Source organism: Nostoc sp. EspVER01 (genome assembly GCF_034530635.1).
Lineage (GTDB): Bacteria > Cyanobacteriota > Cyanobacteriia > Cyanobacteriales > Nostocaceae > Nostoc.
Genome location: NZ_JAVRCS010000023.1, coordinates 1 through 18,515 on the forward strand (window position 1 = coordinate 1; position 18,515 = coordinate 18,515).

Sequence of the window (18,515 nt, forward strand, 5' to 3'; positions counted from 1 at the left end):
TAATGAGTAAAAACTTCTTACTTCTTACTTCTTACTCATTACTTCTCCCCGGCACTTGCGTAGGCTTTAAGAGGTGTGGTGAGAAATCCGGGTTGTGCCCAATCCCCAATCTCCTTTAAATAACTGATAAATGTTGATGTGAACCATCCAACACAGACGATATCAACATTTGTTCAAAGACTTTGGAAAGAGCAGTTTGAAAACGCTGACGATGCTTGATTTTGAAAAAAGGTCGAACTATTTCTGCGTAGGCGTAGTCTGCACTTCGGCTGCGCCCTTCTCTACGAGAGGCTGCGCCAACGGCTACGCTCAGGACAGGCTCAGTGACCGACGTAGGCATCGTACCGTTGCCTTCTCGGTTATCAATAACTCTAATTGCCCGCAGAGTCCCTAACTGGATTTCTTTTTTTACCATCAACTCAGAAATTCCAGTTGCACCTACGCCATTTTCAATCGCGGCTTTTGCCATCTCACCACTGGTGAACACTAAAATTACATTCAGGTCGCTGAGGTTGATGCCCCAATTTTGCAACGCTTCCTCAAATCTTTGTTGTGTACCAGATTCCCGCACCCGCATCACCCACGGAGTCTGAGTTAGTTGGCTTAAATCAATTTCTCCCCACTCAAACCAAGGGTGTTTTTGACCAACTACAATTTGCAAGCGATCGCTCCCCACTATTTCATAGTCTAAAGTATTCTGAAGTGCTGGCTTCACATCTCCTTCCACCAAACCTAAATCAAACTGTCCCATCGCTGTACCGACACAAATCGTTTCTGCATTGGCAAGAGTACAGTCAATCTGGATACCAGGATATTGGCTCTTAAACTCACTAATTTTACTTGGTAGCCAATAGTTACCAATAGTCAGACTCGACCCTAATTTCAATTCACCCCGTTGCAGATTGTTCAATTCTCGCAATCCCCTTTCTGTTAAGGAAACTTGATCGAGAATTTTCTGCGCTTCCACTTGCAGTAATTTACCCGCCTCAGCAATCTCGATATGGCGACCAATCCGATGGAATAGTTTCACACCGTATTCTTGCTCTAAGTTGTGAATCGCTGCACTGACGGCAGGTTGTGTAATATAAAGCTCCTCTGCTGCGCGAGTAAAGTGTAAGTTGTGCGCCACAGCCAAAAATATTTTTAGCTGCTCAAGCGTCATTCCTGCCATTTATCGTATCCCTAAGACTTGATGTCAAAATTTTAATCACTTTCATTTATCATTTTGACAAATAAAAGCATTTGATTCTATCGGTTAGTTTGACTAAAGTGTAAATCAAAGCTTCGGCACGGACTTAAACGGCCAAGTAGAGAGCAGAGGGAAATGCCAAATGCCCAAGCATGAAAATAAGGACATCCATAAATGAGCGATTTAGCAACTGCGATTATCACAGGGATTACCGCATTCACTGCTACCAACATCGATGATATTGTCATTCTGACGTTACTTTTTTCGCAAATAAGTAAAACGTTCCGCAATCGTCACATCCTTGCTGGTCAGTATCTCGGCTTTGCGGCATTGATCTTTGCTAGCCTTCCCGGTTTCTTTGGTGGACTGTTTATACCAGAGGACTGGATTAGACTACTTGGTTTAATGCCAATAATCATTGGTATGAGCAGTTTACTAAAACGCGAAGAGGATTCACCAGAGGAAGCTGAAGAAGAAACCGAGCCGTCTTGTCCCTCTATCGTTAAGAGTTTTCTCTCGGGGCAAACTTGCAATGTCGCTGCGATCGCCTTTGCTAATGGCAGTGATAATATCAGCGTCTATGTGCCTCTGTTTGCCAACTCAGAATTAGACAGTCTGCTGGTGATTATAAGTGTATTCTTTACCCTAGTGGGTGTATGGTGTTATACCGCTTACAAGTTAACCTACTTGCCTGCGATCGCAACCTTTTTAACTGAAAATGGTAATACTTTTGTCCCTTGTATATTGATTGGTTTGGGTATATTTATTGTTACGGAAAATGTCATTTGGACTCTTCTATCTGTAGTTTCTAGTTATATATTCTCATTAATTTTAGGTTTCAATACTCAGCCATCGAGTGAAGAACAAGAAAAATTAATTGTCTAAAATGAAGTGCATGATGAATTTTGTCACCAAAATCAATTCCCAACTGCAAAATATCTTACTTATCAACAGGAATCAAAACATGAAAATCTGGAAATCTCTGCTAATTGTCTTAATGATTGTCGCTAATTTCGCTTTTGCTCAACCTTCTTTTGCTGATAGACCAAAATTTAGCAAAAACCCTGACTATATCGAAGTCATTAAAGCTCTTAACGAACTCTCTCAGACCAAAGATACCCAAACTCAAGTTGAAAGTCTTACACCAGAAGAAATTAAAAAGAGAACCGAGGAATTAACACTGCAAAAATATGCTTTAGAGACGGGAATTAACTGGGGTCAATGTAATAACCAAACAGGTAATACCATAGCAGTTTACGGCAAAAGACCAAATGATGAAGACAATGAAGATGCCGTATACGAAAATGGTTTGTATTTTCTCGCTAATGGTCAGTCTACTAAAAAGAACTGGGATTGTGATGGCATCTATCTAGCGAATGATGCCAAAGTAGAAAATTTTACTTCTAGCCCTAATGGGCAAGGTCAAGAATTGACAGGCCCGGTTGCTCTCAAGATACTTGATGGAACTCAGTTGGTGATTAAGAAGAATCCAGATACTGCTGCGATTGAATTGAATGTTCCGACTGTGAAAGTTCTTAACAGCAAAGAGGCTAACTGGTTTATCCCAGATATATCACAGGCTCTCATAGATACACGAGTTCCTAATGCGCCTAGCAATCAGTCTTGAAATAGAAGTCCATAGTCTATTTTTGAATGAGTTTTCTAAATTTAAATAGGGTAACAGCCAAAATCAGAGGATAAACAGGATAAGCACTGATGAAAAACCTCTCCGATCTTGGCTGTTTTTTTAACGACACCTTATTACTTACACTTGCTCTATATCATCAATTACGAATTACGAATTATTCTGTCAGGCTTGTTTTATTTACATATCTGCATTAAAATAAATTTTGAATTTGAAAAAAATGTACAATCACAACAAGTATATTTCAGTAGCGCAACTATTGCGCTGGGTGCAAGTAATCTGGAAAGAGATTTCCTACTACCTCCGCATTTTTTTGATCAGAGCCGCTTTGGGGATAAGGGTATTATTGATGCAGTTAAAATTGAAACCTACAGAAGAAGATAAAGATAAAAAAAAGCCAGGACGACTGAATCCGTCCAGAATCCGAGATCACTTGGCAAATGAGCGTACCTACCTTGCTTGGATGCGGACAGGGATCGCTCTTTTAGGCTTTGGTGTTGTTATTGTACGTTTGCGTGCCTTCCATGTACCTTTAGTACCGCGTCCTGGCAACGGCTGGAAGTTAGGTTTAGTGTTCTCGCTGGTGGGTTTAATTACAGTGTGGCTTTCAACGTCACACTATTTTGCTGTTCGTCGTGATATTGAAGAAGATACTTATGAACCAACAGACCGTTGGGTGTTGCTGTTCAGTCTCGCTGTGATGATTCTTGGAACTGGGGTAATCTATTTTGTTTTTACAACTTCTTTAGATCCATTAAGTCCACTTATCCCTGAGTAATAGTATTTTTAAAATCGCACCTTATACAACTCGAATAATTCCCCTGATTTCTGCGTCATTATTTTAGCACCAGCCGCCTTAATCGTTTTTTCCCACTTAGCCAAAGGCTCTAAAAACACTTCAGCTCCCAAATAGGTTTCTAGAACTGCCCAATCTTCTGCTAAAGGCTGTTCTGGGTTGAGAACGTCAAACACAAAATGTCCACCTGGCTTTAACACCCGCTTGACTTCTGCTAGCACAGCATTCCAGTATTCGAGTGGAAAATAGCAGCTGAATCCTGTGGCGATCGCTAAGTCAAATTGCTCTGGTGGATAGTTTAACTGATGGGCTGCTCCCAACTCAACCCCTTTGAACAGCTTAGAATTCAACTGTGGCCCACGAGAATTTAGGGTATCGCGTGCCACATTACTAATTTCTTGCCCATGAAAAAATGCTTGCCAATCCCGCCAAGGATAGATTAAAAAGCTGATCCCACAGCCAATATCTATACAGTGTTGGTTTTTTTGAGGTTTAGCAATTTCCCAAAAAGGGGAAGCAATTCTCCCTGAGAAACTTCCAGCAATCCACTCGGCAAATATTGGCATCGCCTGTACTTCTGCTGGAAGTTCAAAGGTTTCACGTTGATATTCTCGGTTAAAGCGATAGGCGATTTGGGCTAATCTTTCGTCCCAGTTGCTTGATTTGGGTGAACTAAAGAGATTTTGAAACTGAGAATCGGACTTTTTAGACATTTAGATTTTTGCTACTCTTTCTAAGAATTGTAGTCAAATTCGCCAAGCGATCGCCAACGTCAGGCGGGTACGCCATCGCACCCCCATCCAATCTCCTGCTAAGATTTGTCATTGGTCATTGGTACTAATGACAAATGACCAATGACAAATGACTACTACTCAACTTTTTCATACCAGATACCTACTTTCTCAAAAGCACCATAAGCAAGCTTCAAAAAATTCACTATTCTCTGTTTCCCAATGATCCCAAATTCTTTATACTCTCTAGCCTCTGCAAAAGTCAGGCGATTTTGGTCAATGATGTTTCTTTCTCTGTATGCTAACTTCGGAAAATCTATAACTTTTATCTGATATTTATTTACTATGTTCTGATAGTTTGAGTCTGACTCTAGATGCTCCCAATCATCACACAGCCCTAAATTCCTCACCAGAATATGAGGGATTTTATCACCGTAAGTATTCACTGATTGAGCAAACAGGTTGATGCTGTCGTATCCTCCTGTCGATACAAACCATTTGCAAAACAGAACTCCCTGCGAACTTCCTAGTTCAAGTAATTGATTAGATTCAATCCACCCTTGTACTGCTCTATGGGATTGTGCGGCTAAATTCACAATTACTGGTTTCTCTATCGCCCACTCAAATATTCTATCTGCCTTATTTGCCTGTCGTTCATTCTCACTAAACACAGCATATTTACATATCTCCTTATATACCCCTGCTACATCTGGATTCGATCTATCTGTCTCCACGGGTACAAATGGGATTCTCTTATCCAAACAATACTGAATCATTGTCCTGGCAAAGAGAGATTTTCCTACCCCGCCTTTTTCACCATCCACAAAATGAATCGTCGGCATTACAGCCACCTCTAATAGTTATTAAAGTCTGATATATCTTTCCCAAACTAAGAACTTTTTGGCCATTGCCCCCAAATATTTTGGTGGTTTTATGAGAAAGTATAACCGTGATTTGGATATAGTTTTCCAACAGTCTCATTTTACACAGGCAAAGTCCGCACTTCGGCAGGCTCAGTGACCATCTGCGCGGACTAAGACAAAACAAGGGGCTTAAGCCCCTTGTTATAACCTGCTTCCGCAGGTTTTGTTTATTTAGACGCGGTTTTTAAGAGCCCTTTTAGCTGCAATATTAGCCTAAATCGAAAAGCAAGATTTCGCCGCCGATGTTGGTGCTAATTTCTAGCTGTTCTTCGCCGTTGATTTGTACACCATCACCGGCTCTGAGTTCTTCACCATTTAAGTTGACTATGCCTCGCGCTACTTGTAACCAGGCATAGCGATCGCTTTTGACTTGATGATTAACAACATCACCTGACTCTAAAACAGATGTGTATAAATCAACATCTTGGTAAATTGTCACAGCACCATCGCGCCCATCTCTAGCAGCAATTAAGCGGAGTTTGCCGCGCTTTTCTTCTAGAGGAAAAGCTTTTTGTTCATATCTCGGTGCTAACCCTTCTCGTTCGGGAAGAATCCAGATTTGTAGCAGGTGTAGTGGTTCAGTTGGTGAAGGATTAAATTCACTATGGCTGATTCCAGTTCCAGCACTCATAATTTGGGCATCACCAGGGCGAATTACTGAACCAGTACCCAAGCTGTCTTTATGCTCTACAGCACCTTCTAAGACATAGGTGAGGATTTCCATGTCACGATGGCTGTGGGTAGGGAATCCAGCACCGGGGGCGATGCGATCGTCGTTAATTACCCGCAGAGAGCGAAATCCCATGCGGTTGGGATCGTAAAAACTACCGAAGGAAAATGTGTGATAACTATCGAGCCAGCCCATTTTCGCATGACCACGAGAATTGCGATCGTGAATTAAGTGGGTAATTGTATTTTGAGACATAAATTTACCTCTTTGTTAATGAGTATTTAGTTAGAAAGCACTCAAGTTTGGATTTTAGATTTTAGATAGCAGAGGTTTTTTGGATTGCAGGAAAAATCTAAAATTGGCAGAGTTTGAAATCAAAATGGAATTAGCATACTTTTTCAGTAACCTAATAACTTCTTCAAGTTTAAGTATTGATTTTTATGGAGAACTTGTAGAAGATATTTGGAATTTTTTGACTTCGTTTTGAACTATTTCAATAGTAAAGTATATACATATAAATGAAAAGTACGCACTTAAAAGTGGCGTACTTACTAAAAAGATACTATTAGATTTAAGAAAGACGACTTTTCTCAAAAGTGCTTATTTTACAGCAGCAGGGGTCTTTTGAGTTTTAGTAGTACCTGCTTTGCCATTGCCATTCTCTGCTTTAATTTCTGCTACTTGCAGATGAGCTTCTAAGAACCAGAGTCGTTTGTCAATGGTGCGAGAAACTTCGGTGTAAAGATCGGCGGTATCAGCATCGCCTAATTCATCAGTTTTAGCGATCGCTTCTCTAATATGTTTAGCATAGATTCCAAAGCGGTCTGACAACGCTGTTACATGGTCTTTACCATCCAAAATATCTAAGGGATATTCTGGCAAAATGGAATTACTAGCTGCGGCGCGGGCTGTTCCGAAAGCGTATCCGCCTAAAGCTGTGACGCGTTCAGCTACCATATCGACGTACTCTTCCAATTCTCCAGCTAGTTCATCAAATAATTCGTGTAACTGGTAGAAGTCAGTACCTTTAACATTCCAGTGTGCTTGCTTTGTTTGGGTTTTTAGATCCAAAGTAGCTGCTAAGGTTTGGTTGAGAAGTACCACGATTTGCACTCGCGCTTCAGCGGGAATGTCAATACGAGTGGGGTACAAACGTGATGTAATGGTGTTGTCGCTCATAGTTCTACGTTAATGCCTTTTGCATCTAACTTTACAGATTTTGGTTGGCTGTGCGAAACTCTCTGACGACAGATTATATTAATGGCTGAATGTGTTACTGTTTATGACTATTGGTCAGATACGATGGTTTTCTATGGTATTGAATGTACCACCGAAAAGGCGATCGCGAATTACATCATTCTGCAAAAAGTCATGGGGAAAACCCACTTCAATTTGACTCACTTCATCTAAGCGTTGCAGATGTTCTGGTGAGAGGCTGACTTTTATTGAAGCTAAGTTATCTTGAAACTGCGTTAACTTACGTGCGCCGACAATCGGAATAATCACACCACTTTGAGCGCGTAACCAAGCTAATGCTACCTGTGAAGGTGTATGGCCAATTTCTGCCGCAACTTGACTAACGACTTGGGCGATTGCTAAATTCCGTTCTGAAATACTTCCTAACGCTGCATTTGCGAATCGTCCTTGTTCATCACCTGCTTGAAGAGGCTGATTATACTTACCTGTCAGCACACCACCACCCAAAGGCGACCACGGGGTTACTGCTAAATCAAAGGCTTTTGCCATCGGTAGCAAGTCCCGTTCTGGTGTCCGCTGAATTAAACTATACTCAATTTGCAGGGCGACAAACTGCGTCCATCCTTGGAACTGGGCGATGGTATTTGCTTGAGAAACGATCCAAGCGGGTGTATCAGAAATGCCGATATAAAGTACTTTACCTTGACGCACTACATCATCAAGCGATCGCAATACTTCTTCAATCGGTGTTGTAAAATCCCAAGCGTGCAACCAGAATAAATCAATGTAATCGGTATTCAGCCGTTTCAAACTACCTTCCAAAGACTGAATTAAATTCTTGCGATGGTTTCCACTGGCATTAGGGTCGCCCTTTTTGTCATTCATCCGCAAGGGAAAGGAATATTTTGTCGCAACTACAAAGCGTTCTCGTTCTTGTGCGATCAACTCACCGACAATTTTTTCACTGCTACCATCGGTATAACCGTTGGCGGTGTCAATGAAATTTCCCCCTGCTTCTGCATACGTGTCAAAGATTTTCCGACTTTCGTCAACAGATGCACCCCAACCCCAATCTTCACCAAAGGTCATGGTTCCCAAGGAGAGTTCAGAGACTCTTAACCCGCTTTTGCCCAAGAGTTTATATCTCATGAATATTTTCTCATTAATGAAAAAACTAAGCAAATACCATTCCAAAGGCATGATAACTGGAAACTGGGTGTGATGTTTGACTTAATACATCGACCTGTTATGTTAATACATCGACCTGCTATGCCAATACATCGACCTGCTATGTTAATACATCGACCTGCTATGCCAATACATCAACCTGTTATGTTAATACATCGACCTGCTATGCCAATGCATCAACCTGTTATGTTAATACATCGACCTGCTATGCCAATACATCGACCTGCTATGTTAATACATCGACCTGCTATGTTAATACATCGACCTGCTATGTTAATGCAGCCTCGTTTTACTTCGCACTGGTTTAGTTAGACAAGAGCGATGCCTACGCAATTAATTCGCCACCTCATGGTAGTTTTGCTTGATAATACCTTCGTTACAATAAGCCTACATCAAGTCAAAACAAGACATAATGACCTATACCTCGCCCAAGCTACTCACCTTTGAGGAATTTCTCGCCCAATATGGTGACAATACACGCTACGAATTAATCGACGGGCAATTAAGAGACATGGAACCTACAGGGCCACACAAAGCTATTGCAGGTAGTATTGCAGGTAGAATCTATGTCTAAATTTTTAATTCTAATTTTAACTGGCTAGTTCCAAAAACTTGTCTGATAAAACCACCTGCTGCTGAAGCGACAGCACTGCGTCCTGATGTAATTGTTTTAGATAAAGCCGAACTTAGTAAAGAACCGCTTTGGCAAAAAGAACCGATTATTTGTAACGGCAGTACTATTAAGCTTGTTGCTGAGGTTGTGAGTACTAATTGGCAAGACGATTATGCCAGAAAGGTGGAAGAATACGCTTTTCTTAACATCCCAGAATATTGGATTGTGGATTTTCGGGGCTTGGGTGGTTTGCAATTTATCGGCAATCCTAAACAACCAACCTTTACCGTTTGTCAGTTAGTTAACGGTGTGTACCAGCAACAACAATATCGTTTAGGAGATACTATTTCTTCTGATGTCTTGCCAAATTTACAACTTAAGCTAGATGACATTATGTATATTTGAAAAATAAAATTTTGCGCCCAGATCCCCGACTTCTTAAAGAAGTCGGGGATCTAAATCCAGCGATTCACTACAGTTTTCTAAGCTAGAATACCAAAGTTGTATTTATACACATCTAACAACTCAATTATTTTTATGAATTACTACGTAATCTACGACGGGAATTGTAATCTCTGCGTTACCTTAGTGCGATCGCTAGAAACCTTAGACCAAGGAAAGTTATTTCGCTACGCTCCCATGCAAGATGAGCAGACACTTTTACAGTGGGGAATTACAACCCAAGATTGCGAACAGGGGATGATTTTAATTGATGGCAATGAACCTCAAAGACGTTGGCAAGGTAGTAATGCAGCAGAAGAAATTGGGCGGTTATTGCCAGCAGGAAGTATATTTGTAGACGCTTATCGAGCATTACCGGGGATGAAATGGGCAGGCGATCGCTTTTACGAACAAATCCGCGATAACCGCTACACAATCTTTGGTAAACGTTCTAATACATATCAATCATCGTACTGTGTAGATGGTAGCTGCCAGTCAACTTAAGTTCAATAAGCCGTTAGAAACCGCAGCGACACGAAGCTTTACCCCCTTCCCTCTTCCCCTTACCGCGTAGTCGAAACACTACTCCCTGCCTCTTTGGTCATTAGACAGAGTTTATTTTAGTTAAAAATCCGCCTCCAGATGCTAGCAAAAAGTCTGGTAGACGAACCATTATGCTATCTGGCGTGTTTGTAAACATTGTGCAATTAATGACATTTGCGATCACCTCCGGAAAGGGCGGGTACGCCATCGCGCCACAATTCGGCACAACAAACTGGAACTGATGGGAGGATACTGCGTGAAAATAGGTGCTAACTACTTGGGTGACGGAGAGTGTGAATTTACAGTTTGGTCTCCGCTATTAGATAGCGTCACAGTAAAAATTTTGACGCCAGAAGAGCAGTTAATTCCGCTCAAGCCTCAGTCTGAGGGATACTGGCACACGAAAGTCAACGATGTGTATCCGGGGACGCTTTATCGGTATGTCTTGAATGGCCAAGACAACTTTGCCGATCCGGCATCGCAGTATCAACCGGAAGGGGTACATGGGCCGTCGCAAATTGTCGATCCTTCTTTTGAGTGGACTGATGAAGGGTGGACTGGAATTCCTGTAGAGTCAATGATTTTCTATGAAGTTCATGTTGGGACATTCACCCCGGAAGGAACTTTCACCGCCATCATTCCCCGTTTACCAGAACTGCGGGAACTGGGAATTAACGCCATTGAAATCATGCCCATCTCCCAGTTTCCGGGAGACACTCATGTTGAAGCTGCTCTTGCATATCGCAACTGGGGGTATGATGGCGTTTATCCTTATGCTGTCCAAAATTCCTACGGTAGTCCAGCCGAACTCAAGCAACTGGTAAATGCTTGCCATCAAAATAATATCGCCGTTGTGCTGGATGTGGTGTATAACCACTTTGGGCCAGAAGGCAACTATATGAGTCAGTTCGCGCCCTACTTTACTAAAACCTATAAAACGCCGTGGGGCGAAGCGCTGAATTTCGATGACGCCCATAGTCAGGGTGTGCGAAATTATTTTATCGAAAATGCACTTTACTGGTTGGGCGAATTCCATATTGATGCATTGCGGTTGGATGCCATTCAAGCAATTTATGACTTGGGAGCGAAGCATTTTTTATGGGAATTGGCGGAAGCAGTTCATCATTTCTCACAACAAGGGCAAAAATGGAAACGTCATCTAATTGCTGAAAGTGACTTGAATAATCCGCAAATAATTCGTCCAGCAGAATTGGGTGGATATAGTCTTGATGCTCAGTGGAGTGATGATTTTCACCATTCATTGCACACACTGTTGACAGGCGATCGCCAAGGATATTATCAAGATTTTGGGAAATGTGCTGATTTAGCAAAAGCTTATAGCGATACTTTTGTCTACGATTGGAAATACTCGCCCGATCGCAAACGATTTCATGGCGTATCTTGCCGCGATCGCCCTTTGTCACAGTTTACAGTCTGCATTCAGAATCACGATCAAATCGGCAATCAAATGAAAGGAGAACGCCTCACTCAGCGGATCTCTTTTGAAGGATTAAAGTTAGCTGCTGGCGCTATGCTGCTATCGCCCAACTTACCCCTGTTATTTATGGGAGAAGAATACGGCGAAACTGCACCCTTCATTTACTTTGTCAGTCACTCCGATCCCGATTTGATTCAAGCAGTTCGAGCCGGGCGCAAACAAGAGTTTGAAGCATTTCACTATGCAGATGATCCCCCAGATCCAGAATCGACAGAAACTTTTCTCAAGTCTAAACTTAATTGGGAATTACGCAATCAAGGAAAGCACAAAGTTCTCTGGGATTGGTATCGTCAGTTAATTAATTTACGGAAGACACATCCAGCCCTTTTAAATCAAGACCGCAATTTCATCCAAGCGAGTAGCGATGAAGAGAAAGAAGTGGTGATCGTGCGGCGTTGGTGCGAATCGAGTGAACTAATATTTGTGATGAATTTCAATTCGTCGCCGGTGACAGTGGCTCTGCCGTTTGAGCAAAATGCTAATAAATTGTTAGACTCTGCTGATACCTCATGGTCTGGGCATGGTTCTGAAGCTGCTGAACATCTGTCTGTGGGTCAAGAAGTGAAATTGCAACCTACTAGTCTAGTACTCTATGAAAAAGCATAAGAGGGAGAGTTAGAACTTAAAGTTTCAGCTTCATAACCTCAAGTTTCAAGCTAAAAGCCTCAACGTTCGAGTAAAAAGCCTTAAGGTTTGAGCAAAAAGGCTTAACGTTTGAGCAAAAAGACTTAAAGTTCAAGCAAAAAGACTTAAAGTTCAAGCAAAAAGGCTTAAAGTTCAAGCTAAAAGACTTAACGTTTGAGCTAAAAGACTTAAAGTTCGAGCTAAAAGACTTAACGTTCGAGCTAAAAGACTTAACGTTCGAGTTAAAAGGTTGTTTAAAAAATGGTTGGCTGTGATTTTAGGTACTTATCGATCCCCCCTAACCCCCCTTAAGAAGGGGGGAACCGGAATCAAAGTCCCCCTTTTTAAGGGGGATTTAGGGGGATCTAGAACGTTTCACTACCGTGAAGAGGACTTTTAAAAAGCTCAACGTTCAAGCTCAAAACCTCAAACTCCCTCATTTCCCTTACTCTCCACTCTAAAAAAATATGCGAATTCCCACCGCCACTTATCGAATTCAGTTTACACCTCAGTTTGGCTTTGACAACGCTAAAGCGATCGCAGCTTATCTAGCAGATTTAGGTATTTCCGATTTATATGCTTCCCCTATTTTCAAAGCACGATCCGGGAGTACACATGGCTACGATATAGTAGATGCCACTCAACTTAACCCAGAACTGGGAACCAATGAATCCTTTGATGCATTAGTTGATGAAATCCAATCCCTTGGTATGGGCTGGTTACAAGATATTGTGCCCAACCACATGGCCTATAGTAGCGAAAACGATTACTTGATGGACATATTGGAACACGGCCCAGATTCCAGTTATACCGACTACTTCGACATTTCTTGGAATACACCCTTTGGCGATCGCCAAGAGCGAATTCTCGCGCCACTACTGGGAGATTTCTATGGTGCATCCCTAGAAAACGGACACATTCAACTGCAATACGAACAGAACGGTTTAACTGTCAACTATTACAGCTTGAAATTGCCACTCCGCTTAGAATCTTACACAAAATTTATCACCTATAATTTAGGAAAACTCACCCGTACATTGGGACGCAATCATCCCGATTTTATTAAGCTATTGGGGATTCTCTACATTCTCAAAAATGTCCCTTCAGAAGTTGCAGGTAAACAGCGACAAGACCAGATTGCATTTATCAAAGGATTAGTTTGGGAACTCTACACCACAAACGATGCCATCCGCGAGTTCATTGACGAAAATATCGAAACTTTCAACGGAGAACCCGGTAATTCCGAAAGCTTTAACCTCCTAGATGAATTACTAAAAGACCAGTTTTACCGTCTCGCTTTCTGGAAGGTTGGCGCAGAAGAAATGAACTACCGCCGTTTCTTTACTGTCAACGAACTGATTTCTGTGAAAGTTGAAGAAGTGCGGGTTTTTAATAATACTCATAGCCTAATTCAAAAACTGGTTGAGGAAGGTAAGTTTACAGGTTTACGCATCGATCATATTGATGGACTTTATAACCCAATCCAGTATCTCGAAAGGCTGCGAGAAAAAATGGGTGATGTTTATATCACTGTTGAAAAGATTTTAGAAATTACTGAAGATTTGCCAAAAGATTGGAAAATTGAAGGAACATCTGGATATGACTTTCTCAACTATGTAAATGGCGTATTTTGCCAAACTGAAAATGAATCATCCTTCGAGAAGATTTACCAGAACTTTATTGGTTCACGAGTAGATTATGCCTCAGTAGTCAAGGATAAAAAACACCTGATCCTAGAAAAGAATTTAGCAGGTGACATTGACAGTTTGGCTCTTTTATTAAAAAATATCTCCAGCAAATATCGCTATGGCAATGATTTTACCCTGAATGGATTAAAAAGAGCGATCGCTGAAGTTTTGACGCTGTTCCCGATTTACCGTACCTACATTACGCCCGATGGAATTGGAGATAGCGATCGCGCTACCATTCAAGAAGTCATTAGCCAAGCCAAAGAACAAACGCCCCTATTGCAGCACGAACTGACCTTTATTGAAAAGTTAATGCTGCTAGAATTTGATAACTCTCTGACTCAAACAGAACGCGAACAGTGGATATATTTTGTCTTGCGAATGCAGCAATACAGCGGCCCGCTAATGGCAAAAGGCGTCGAAGACACGACATTATATGTATACAATCGTTTGCTGTCGTTGAATGAAGTTGGGGGTAATCCCGGTCATTTTGGGATTCCAGTAACTAAATTTCATGCCTTTAACAAGCAGCACCAAGCAACCTGGCCCCACACAATGAACACCACCGCCACCCACGACACCAAACGCGGCGAAGATGTGCGGGCCAGATTGAATGTCCTCTCAGAAATCCCCGATGAGTGGGATCAGCAGGTAAATACTTGGAGTGCCATTAATCGCGGACATCGTAGCCATCGCCAGGGATTCGCTATACCCGATCGCAACGATGAGTATTTTCTCTATCAAACCCTAGTAGGGGCGTTCCCTTTTGGCGAACACGAACATGCATCCTTCGTGGAACGAGTGAAGGACTATATAATAAAGGCAATACGAGAAGCGAAGGTGCATACAGCCTGGTTACGACCTGATAGCGAGTATGAAGAAGCTTGTACCTCCTTTATTGAGAAAGTACTCGATCCTGCTATATCCGGGGAATTTCTAGAAGCCTTTCGTCCATTTCAACAGCGAATTGCCGACTATGGAATCTTTAATTCCCTTTCCCAAACTCTACTGAAAATTACCGCACCCGGCGTACCCGATTTGTACCAGGGAACGGAACTTTGGGAATTGAGTTTAGTCGATCCAGATAATCGCCGTCCCGTGGATTTTGAACAGCGACGTACTTACTTAAGCGCCATCCGCGAACAGGTAAAAACAGACATACTCGGATTAATTCAGGAGTTACTAAACGACAAAACAGACGGTAGAATCAAACTGTTTTTAACGGCTCAATTACTCCAAGCCAGAACAAACTATGTCTCATTATTCCAGGACGGCGATTATTTACCGTTAGAAGTTCAGGGAACCTACGCCAATCATATTATCGCCTTTGCACGGCGGGAGGGGAATCAAACAGCGATCGCGATCGCACCCCGCTTTTTAACCAGCCTCATCCAACCAGGAGACAATCCCTTGGGCGAGTCAGTTTGGCAAGATACACACCTGCAACTACCCCCCGGAACTTCCCCCACCTGGAAAAACATCCTAACTCAGCAACCCTTACAAGCAACACAAACCCTATCCATCGCAACAGCCCTCACCCATTTCCCAGTTGCCCTATTAGTTAGCAGCGCCGAGTAAAAACAAAAATCAATCCCACGCAGAGAGAACCCTGTAAAACCTTAGCGTTCCTCTGCGCTTCCCTTCGCGACGGCAGTCGCTCATGGGGGAAACCCCCAAGACCGCGCTACCTCTCCTTTGCGTTTAAAAAATTCTAAATATGACCACTCCCCCAGCACTAACCACCGCGCAGATTGAAGCTGTGCGCCTCCACATCAAAAAAACGTGGAAAACCTTAACGCGATCGCACGAACACTTATTACAATCTGCAAAGGATACCAAACTAGACCACAAAAAAGACACTCCTTGGCTCGTCTACATTTCACCCTCAGAAGATTGTCCCAACATTCAGACTGTGTTAGAGCGATCGCTATCTCCAAAAGATATGCAACAGCTAGAAATTCGCACTTTGCCATCAGAAGTAGAAGCAATTAAACAGCATGGGTTACTATACCTACCAGGCCCTTATGTCGTACCAGGTGGTCGCTTCAACGAAATGTATGGCTGGGACAGCTACTTTATATTACTAGGACTTTTGCACGATGGAGAATTGGAGCTAGCACAAAGTCAAGTCGATCAATTACTCTACCAAGTGCAACATTACGGCACTATCCTCAACGCCAACCGGACTTACATGCTGTCGCGATCGCAGCCTCCTGTACTTAGTATGATGGTTTTGGCGTTATTCCAGCACACCAAAGATGAAGAGTGGTTGAAAGCAACCGTACCGCTGCTAGAGCAATTTTACTATTACTGGGTAGTACCGCCACACCTAAATGCTGCAACCGGCTTATCCAGATTTTATGCCTTTGGGGAAGGCCCCGCGCCAGAAGTTTTGTTTTCCGAGCGAGATGAAGAGGGAAAAAGCCACTACGATCGCGTTAAGGAATATTACCAAACCTTTGAGGTTGAGGATTACGATGTCAATCTTTATTACGATCGCGAAAAAGACGAACTGACCAATTTATTTTACAAGGGCGATCGCACCATGCGCGAGTCCGGTTTTGATATCACTAACCGATTTGGCCCTTTCAGTGCTGATATCCTCCACTACGCTCCTGTATGCCTCAACAGTTTCCTGTATCAGGTGGAACGAGATTTAGCACAAATTAACCATATTTTCGGGAACGAAGAACTAAGACAACAATGGAGCGATCGTGCAGATATCCGCCGCGATCGCATCGATGAATTTCTCTGGGATGAAGAACAAGGATTATATTTCGACTATCATTTCCAGAGTGGAAAACGCCGTCGCTACGAATTTGCTACCACGTTCTATCCTCTCTGGCTGGGAATTGCTTCTCCAACTCAAGCCAAACGCGTCGTCAAAAATCTCTCTTTGTTTGAAGCCCCAGGCGGAATTTTTACCAGTACTCATGTCACCGGCAACCAGTGGGATGCCCCCTTTGGCTGGGCCCCATTGACATTAGTTGCTGTCCTGGGACTTCACCGCTATGGGTATCATGCAGAAGGCGATCGCATTGCCAACAAGTTTCTCGCTATGGTAGTTAAAGAATTCGAGCGTCACAATACCCTAGTTGAGAAATATGATGTTGAACGCTGTTCTGCCAACGTTTCCGACGAAATCACCTTTGGATATAGTTCTAACGAAGTTGGTTTCGGCTGGACAAATGGAGCGATTCTGGAACTCTTAGCAATGGGCGATCAAAAAGTTTAAATAAAAAGGCGTGAGTTTTTTTCTCACGCCTCGATCTGATCTATTGATGAATTTATTAGCCATTACGGTGAGTGCGATCGCTATGAACTAATTTATGGTGAATTAATTGAGATGGAACCAACCGGGCTACACGAGCAAGTATCTGCATTGATTGGGCGAAAGCTGAATATAGAAATTGATCGTCAGGATCTAAGCTACTTTATTCCCCATCGCTGTCTAATCAAACTCTTAGCAACAGAAATAGCTTTTCGTCCCAGCTTGGCTATAACTGTGGAAGCTCTTAATTGTAGCAGCTTACATAATAAATATCTGCATAACCGCCGCGATAAGTAGTCCAAGTAATCGAACAGGTTTTTGTTGACGAATAAGCCTCAAGAAGTAAATCAGTAACTTCTTTATACAAAGCGTTATCCTTCCATAAACATGCCCAACCACCAACTGTTGGTAATGCAGGGTTCATTTGAATACATACACCCCTTTGTGCTTCATAAGGATTTAAATGATATTCCCGAATTGTACCAGATGCACTGTCAGCCAAAGCTGATGTATTACCCAGCATAACTAAAGCACAAGGTAAACCCAAATACTTGAAAAGTTGTGCCTTCATGAACTTTCACTCCTTTGCTATATGATTAAATGTCTAGAATAGACAAAACAAACATGTAATCTTAAACCCAAAGTAGTTTTGGTTACTCTTTTCTAATACCAAGCACAAATATAGCGTTGCGGCTTGAATTTTGAACGCCTAATGAGACTAAAACTCTGATTGATATATGATTTTTGCAAGATATCTATTCATCAGGAGCCAGAATGCAGAATGAATTGGATAGTGGCGTATTGCAATACGCCACTACTTTTGAATAAAAGGGTTTAAGTACGGAGCTAAATCTACAATTTCCTAGTTTTCTATTATATGGTTTGCCTGAATTCTCCAGTAATTACCCCCGCCTGAATTCTGAATTTTAACTCCTGTATTATTTATTAACGCCGTATCAGCACCTAATTATTATCATCTTTACGCTTATCGTAAGGTTCACCTGTAAAAGGTTGTACGCCTGTCGCAGGATAAGCGTCATCATTAGGCCCAAAAATCCGCATTGCAGCTTCAGAAATATACTTGGTTATGTTCGCAATGATGTTGGAAATAGCCATAATATTGGACTCCTTATTTTCGAGTCGCTTTAATTGTGCTACCTATACTCTAATACTGATATTCAAGCCTTGCTCATATTCTCAATATATTGAGAATATATGCAATGTTTATTCAGATAACTTTGCAATACTTTAGCTTGTCGAAAAGTCAAACTTTTCTCTTCGATTCTAATCGTAACATAGTTGTTTCTTTCAACCCATTTGGGAAAATAGCGAAGCAAAACAAACTTTCTCTGACAGGATATTGTTTTCCTTGATTACCCACCCGCTCTAATTAACATTATTGCGCACTATCACTATTAAAGAATATTAAGTATTTGATGAAGTTAGTATTAAGCTACCGATAAATCTACTGTTCTCCGGCAATCTCAGACAATATACT

16 protein-coding genes and 1 pseudogene are annotated in these 18,515 nt (G+C 42.0%); 9 read left to right on the top strand and 8 right to left on the bottom strand.

What is annotated here, in order from left to right:
- Positions 1-115 precede the first annotated feature (115 nt).
- On the bottom strand, positions 116-1,171 hold the full coding sequence (locus RMX69_RS18980; RefSeq protein WP_322638381.1) for a LysR substrate-binding domain-containing protein: 1,056 nt from the start codon (positions 1,169-1,171) through the stop codon (positions 116-118).
- 192 nt (positions 1,172-1,363) lie between these two features.
- Here RMX69_RS18980 and RMX69_RS18985 point away from each other — a divergent pair, with 192 nt between their 5' ends.
- The 3 genes from RMX69_RS18985 to RMX69_RS18995 all read left to right on the top strand — a co-directional run bounded on the left by RMX69_RS18985 (position 1,364) and on the right by RMX69_RS18995 (position 3,612).
- Complete coding sequence (locus tag RMX69_RS18985; protein ID WP_322638382.1) at positions 1,364-2,074, top strand: cadmium resistance transporter; 711 nt, start codon at positions 1,364-1,366, stop codon at positions 2,072-2,074.
- A gap of 79 nt (positions 2,075-2,153) precedes the next feature.
- On the top strand, positions 2,154-2,816 hold the full coding sequence (locus RMX69_RS18990; RefSeq protein ID WP_289798038.1) for a hypothetical protein: 663 nt from the start codon (positions 2,154-2,156) through the stop codon (positions 2,814-2,816).
- Between the two features lie 238 nt (positions 2,817-3,054).
- The gene (locus tag RMX69_RS18995; protein ID WP_322638384.1) at positions 3,055-3,612 is read left to right on the top strand and encodes a DUF202 domain-containing protein; all 558 of its coding nucleotides are present in this window, start codon (positions 3,055-3,057) and stop codon (positions 3,610-3,612) included.
- A gap of 8 nt (positions 3,613-3,620) precedes the next feature.
- Here the strand turns inward: RMX69_RS18995 and RMX69_RS19000 are convergent, their stop codons facing one another.
- The 5 genes from RMX69_RS19000 to RMX69_RS19020 all read right to left on the bottom strand — a co-directional run bounded on the left by RMX69_RS19000 (position 3,621) and on the right by RMX69_RS19020 (position 8,300).
- Complete coding sequence (locus tag RMX69_RS19000) at positions 3,621-4,343, bottom strand: class I SAM-dependent methyltransferase (RefSeq protein WP_289800052.1); 723 nt, start codon at positions 4,341-4,343, stop codon at positions 3,621-3,623.
- A gap of 155 nt (positions 4,344-4,498) precedes the next feature.
- A complete protein-coding gene (locus RMX69_RS19005) occupies positions 4,499-5,203 on the bottom strand; it encodes a mobilization protein (protein WP_322638385.1) in 705 nt (234 codons plus the stop codon).
- Between the two features lie 289 nt (positions 5,204-5,492).
- Positions 5,493-6,209: a pirin family protein gene (locus RMX69_RS19010; protein WP_322638386.1), complete on the bottom strand. Its 717-nt coding sequence runs from the start codon at positions 6,207-6,209 to the stop codon at positions 5,493-5,495.
- 345 nt (positions 6,210-6,554) lie between these two features.
- Positions 6,555-7,133 (bottom strand): DNA starvation/stationary phase protection protein Dps, encoded by a 579-nt coding sequence (dps, locus tag RMX69_RS19015; protein WP_289798034.1) that lies wholly within the window; start codon positions 7,131-7,133, stop codon positions 6,555-6,557.
- Between the two features lie 114 nt (positions 7,134-7,247).
- A complete protein-coding gene (locus tag RMX69_RS19020) occupies positions 7,248-8,300 on the bottom strand; it encodes an aldo/keto reductase (RefSeq protein WP_322638387.1) in 1,053 nt (350 codons plus the stop codon).
- A gap of 451 nt (positions 8,301-8,751) precedes the next feature.
- Here RMX69_RS19020 and RMX69_RS19025 point away from each other — a divergent pair.
- From RMX69_RS19025 to RMX69_RS19050, 6 genes and pseudogenes are all read left to right on the top strand, one after another.
- Positions 8,752-9,357 (top strand): annotated as a pseudogene (locus RMX69_RS19025) (Uma2 family endonuclease).
- A gap of 132 nt (positions 9,358-9,489) precedes the next feature.
- Positions 9,490-9,897, top strand: a complete 408-nt coding sequence (locus RMX69_RS19030) for a thiol-disulfide oxidoreductase DCC family protein (protein ID WP_322638388.1) — start codon at positions 9,490-9,492, stop codon at positions 9,895-9,897.
- Positions 9,898-10,192: 295 nt separating this feature from the next.
- Complete coding sequence (gene treZ, locus RMX69_RS19035; protein WP_322638389.1) at positions 10,193-12,040, top strand: malto-oligosyltrehalose trehalohydrolase; 1,848 nt, start codon at positions 10,193-10,195, stop codon at positions 12,038-12,040.
- A gap of 485 nt (positions 12,041-12,525) precedes the next feature.
- Complete coding sequence (gene treY / locus RMX69_RS19040) at positions 12,526-15,324, top strand: malto-oligosyltrehalose synthase (RefSeq protein WP_322638390.1); 2,799 nt, start codon at positions 12,526-12,528, stop codon at positions 15,322-15,324.
- 139 nt (positions 15,325-15,463) lie between these two features.
- Positions 15,464-16,981 (top strand): trehalase family glycosidase, encoded by a 1,518-nt coding sequence (locus RMX69_RS19045; RefSeq protein WP_322638391.1) that lies wholly within the window; start codon positions 15,464-15,466, stop codon positions 16,979-16,981.
- Positions 16,982-17,086: 105 nt separating this feature from the next.
- Positions 17,087-17,314 (top strand): hypothetical protein, encoded by a 228-nt coding sequence (locus RMX69_RS19050; RefSeq protein WP_322638435.1) that lies wholly within the window; start codon positions 17,087-17,089, stop codon positions 17,312-17,314.
- Here the strand turns inward: RMX69_RS19050 and RMX69_RS19055 are convergent.
- Together RMX69_RS19055 and RMX69_RS19060 are read right to left on the bottom strand one after the other, a co-directional pair.
- Positions 17,262-17,588 carry a hypothetical protein gene (locus RMX69_RS19055; RefSeq protein ID WP_322638392.1) on the bottom strand — a complete coding sequence of 109 codons (327 nt, stop codon included), beginning with the start codon at positions 17,586-17,588 and terminating at the stop codon, positions 17,262-17,264. The two genes, RMX69_RS19050 and RMX69_RS19055, sit on opposite strands and share 53 nt — an antisense overlap.
- A gap of 392 nt (positions 17,589-17,980) precedes the next feature.
- On the bottom strand, positions 17,981-18,133 hold the full coding sequence (locus RMX69_RS19060; RefSeq protein ID WP_167306193.1) for a hypothetical protein: 153 nt from the start codon (positions 18,131-18,133) through the stop codon (positions 17,981-17,983).
- Between the last annotated feature and the right edge of the window lie 382 nt (positions 18,134-18,515).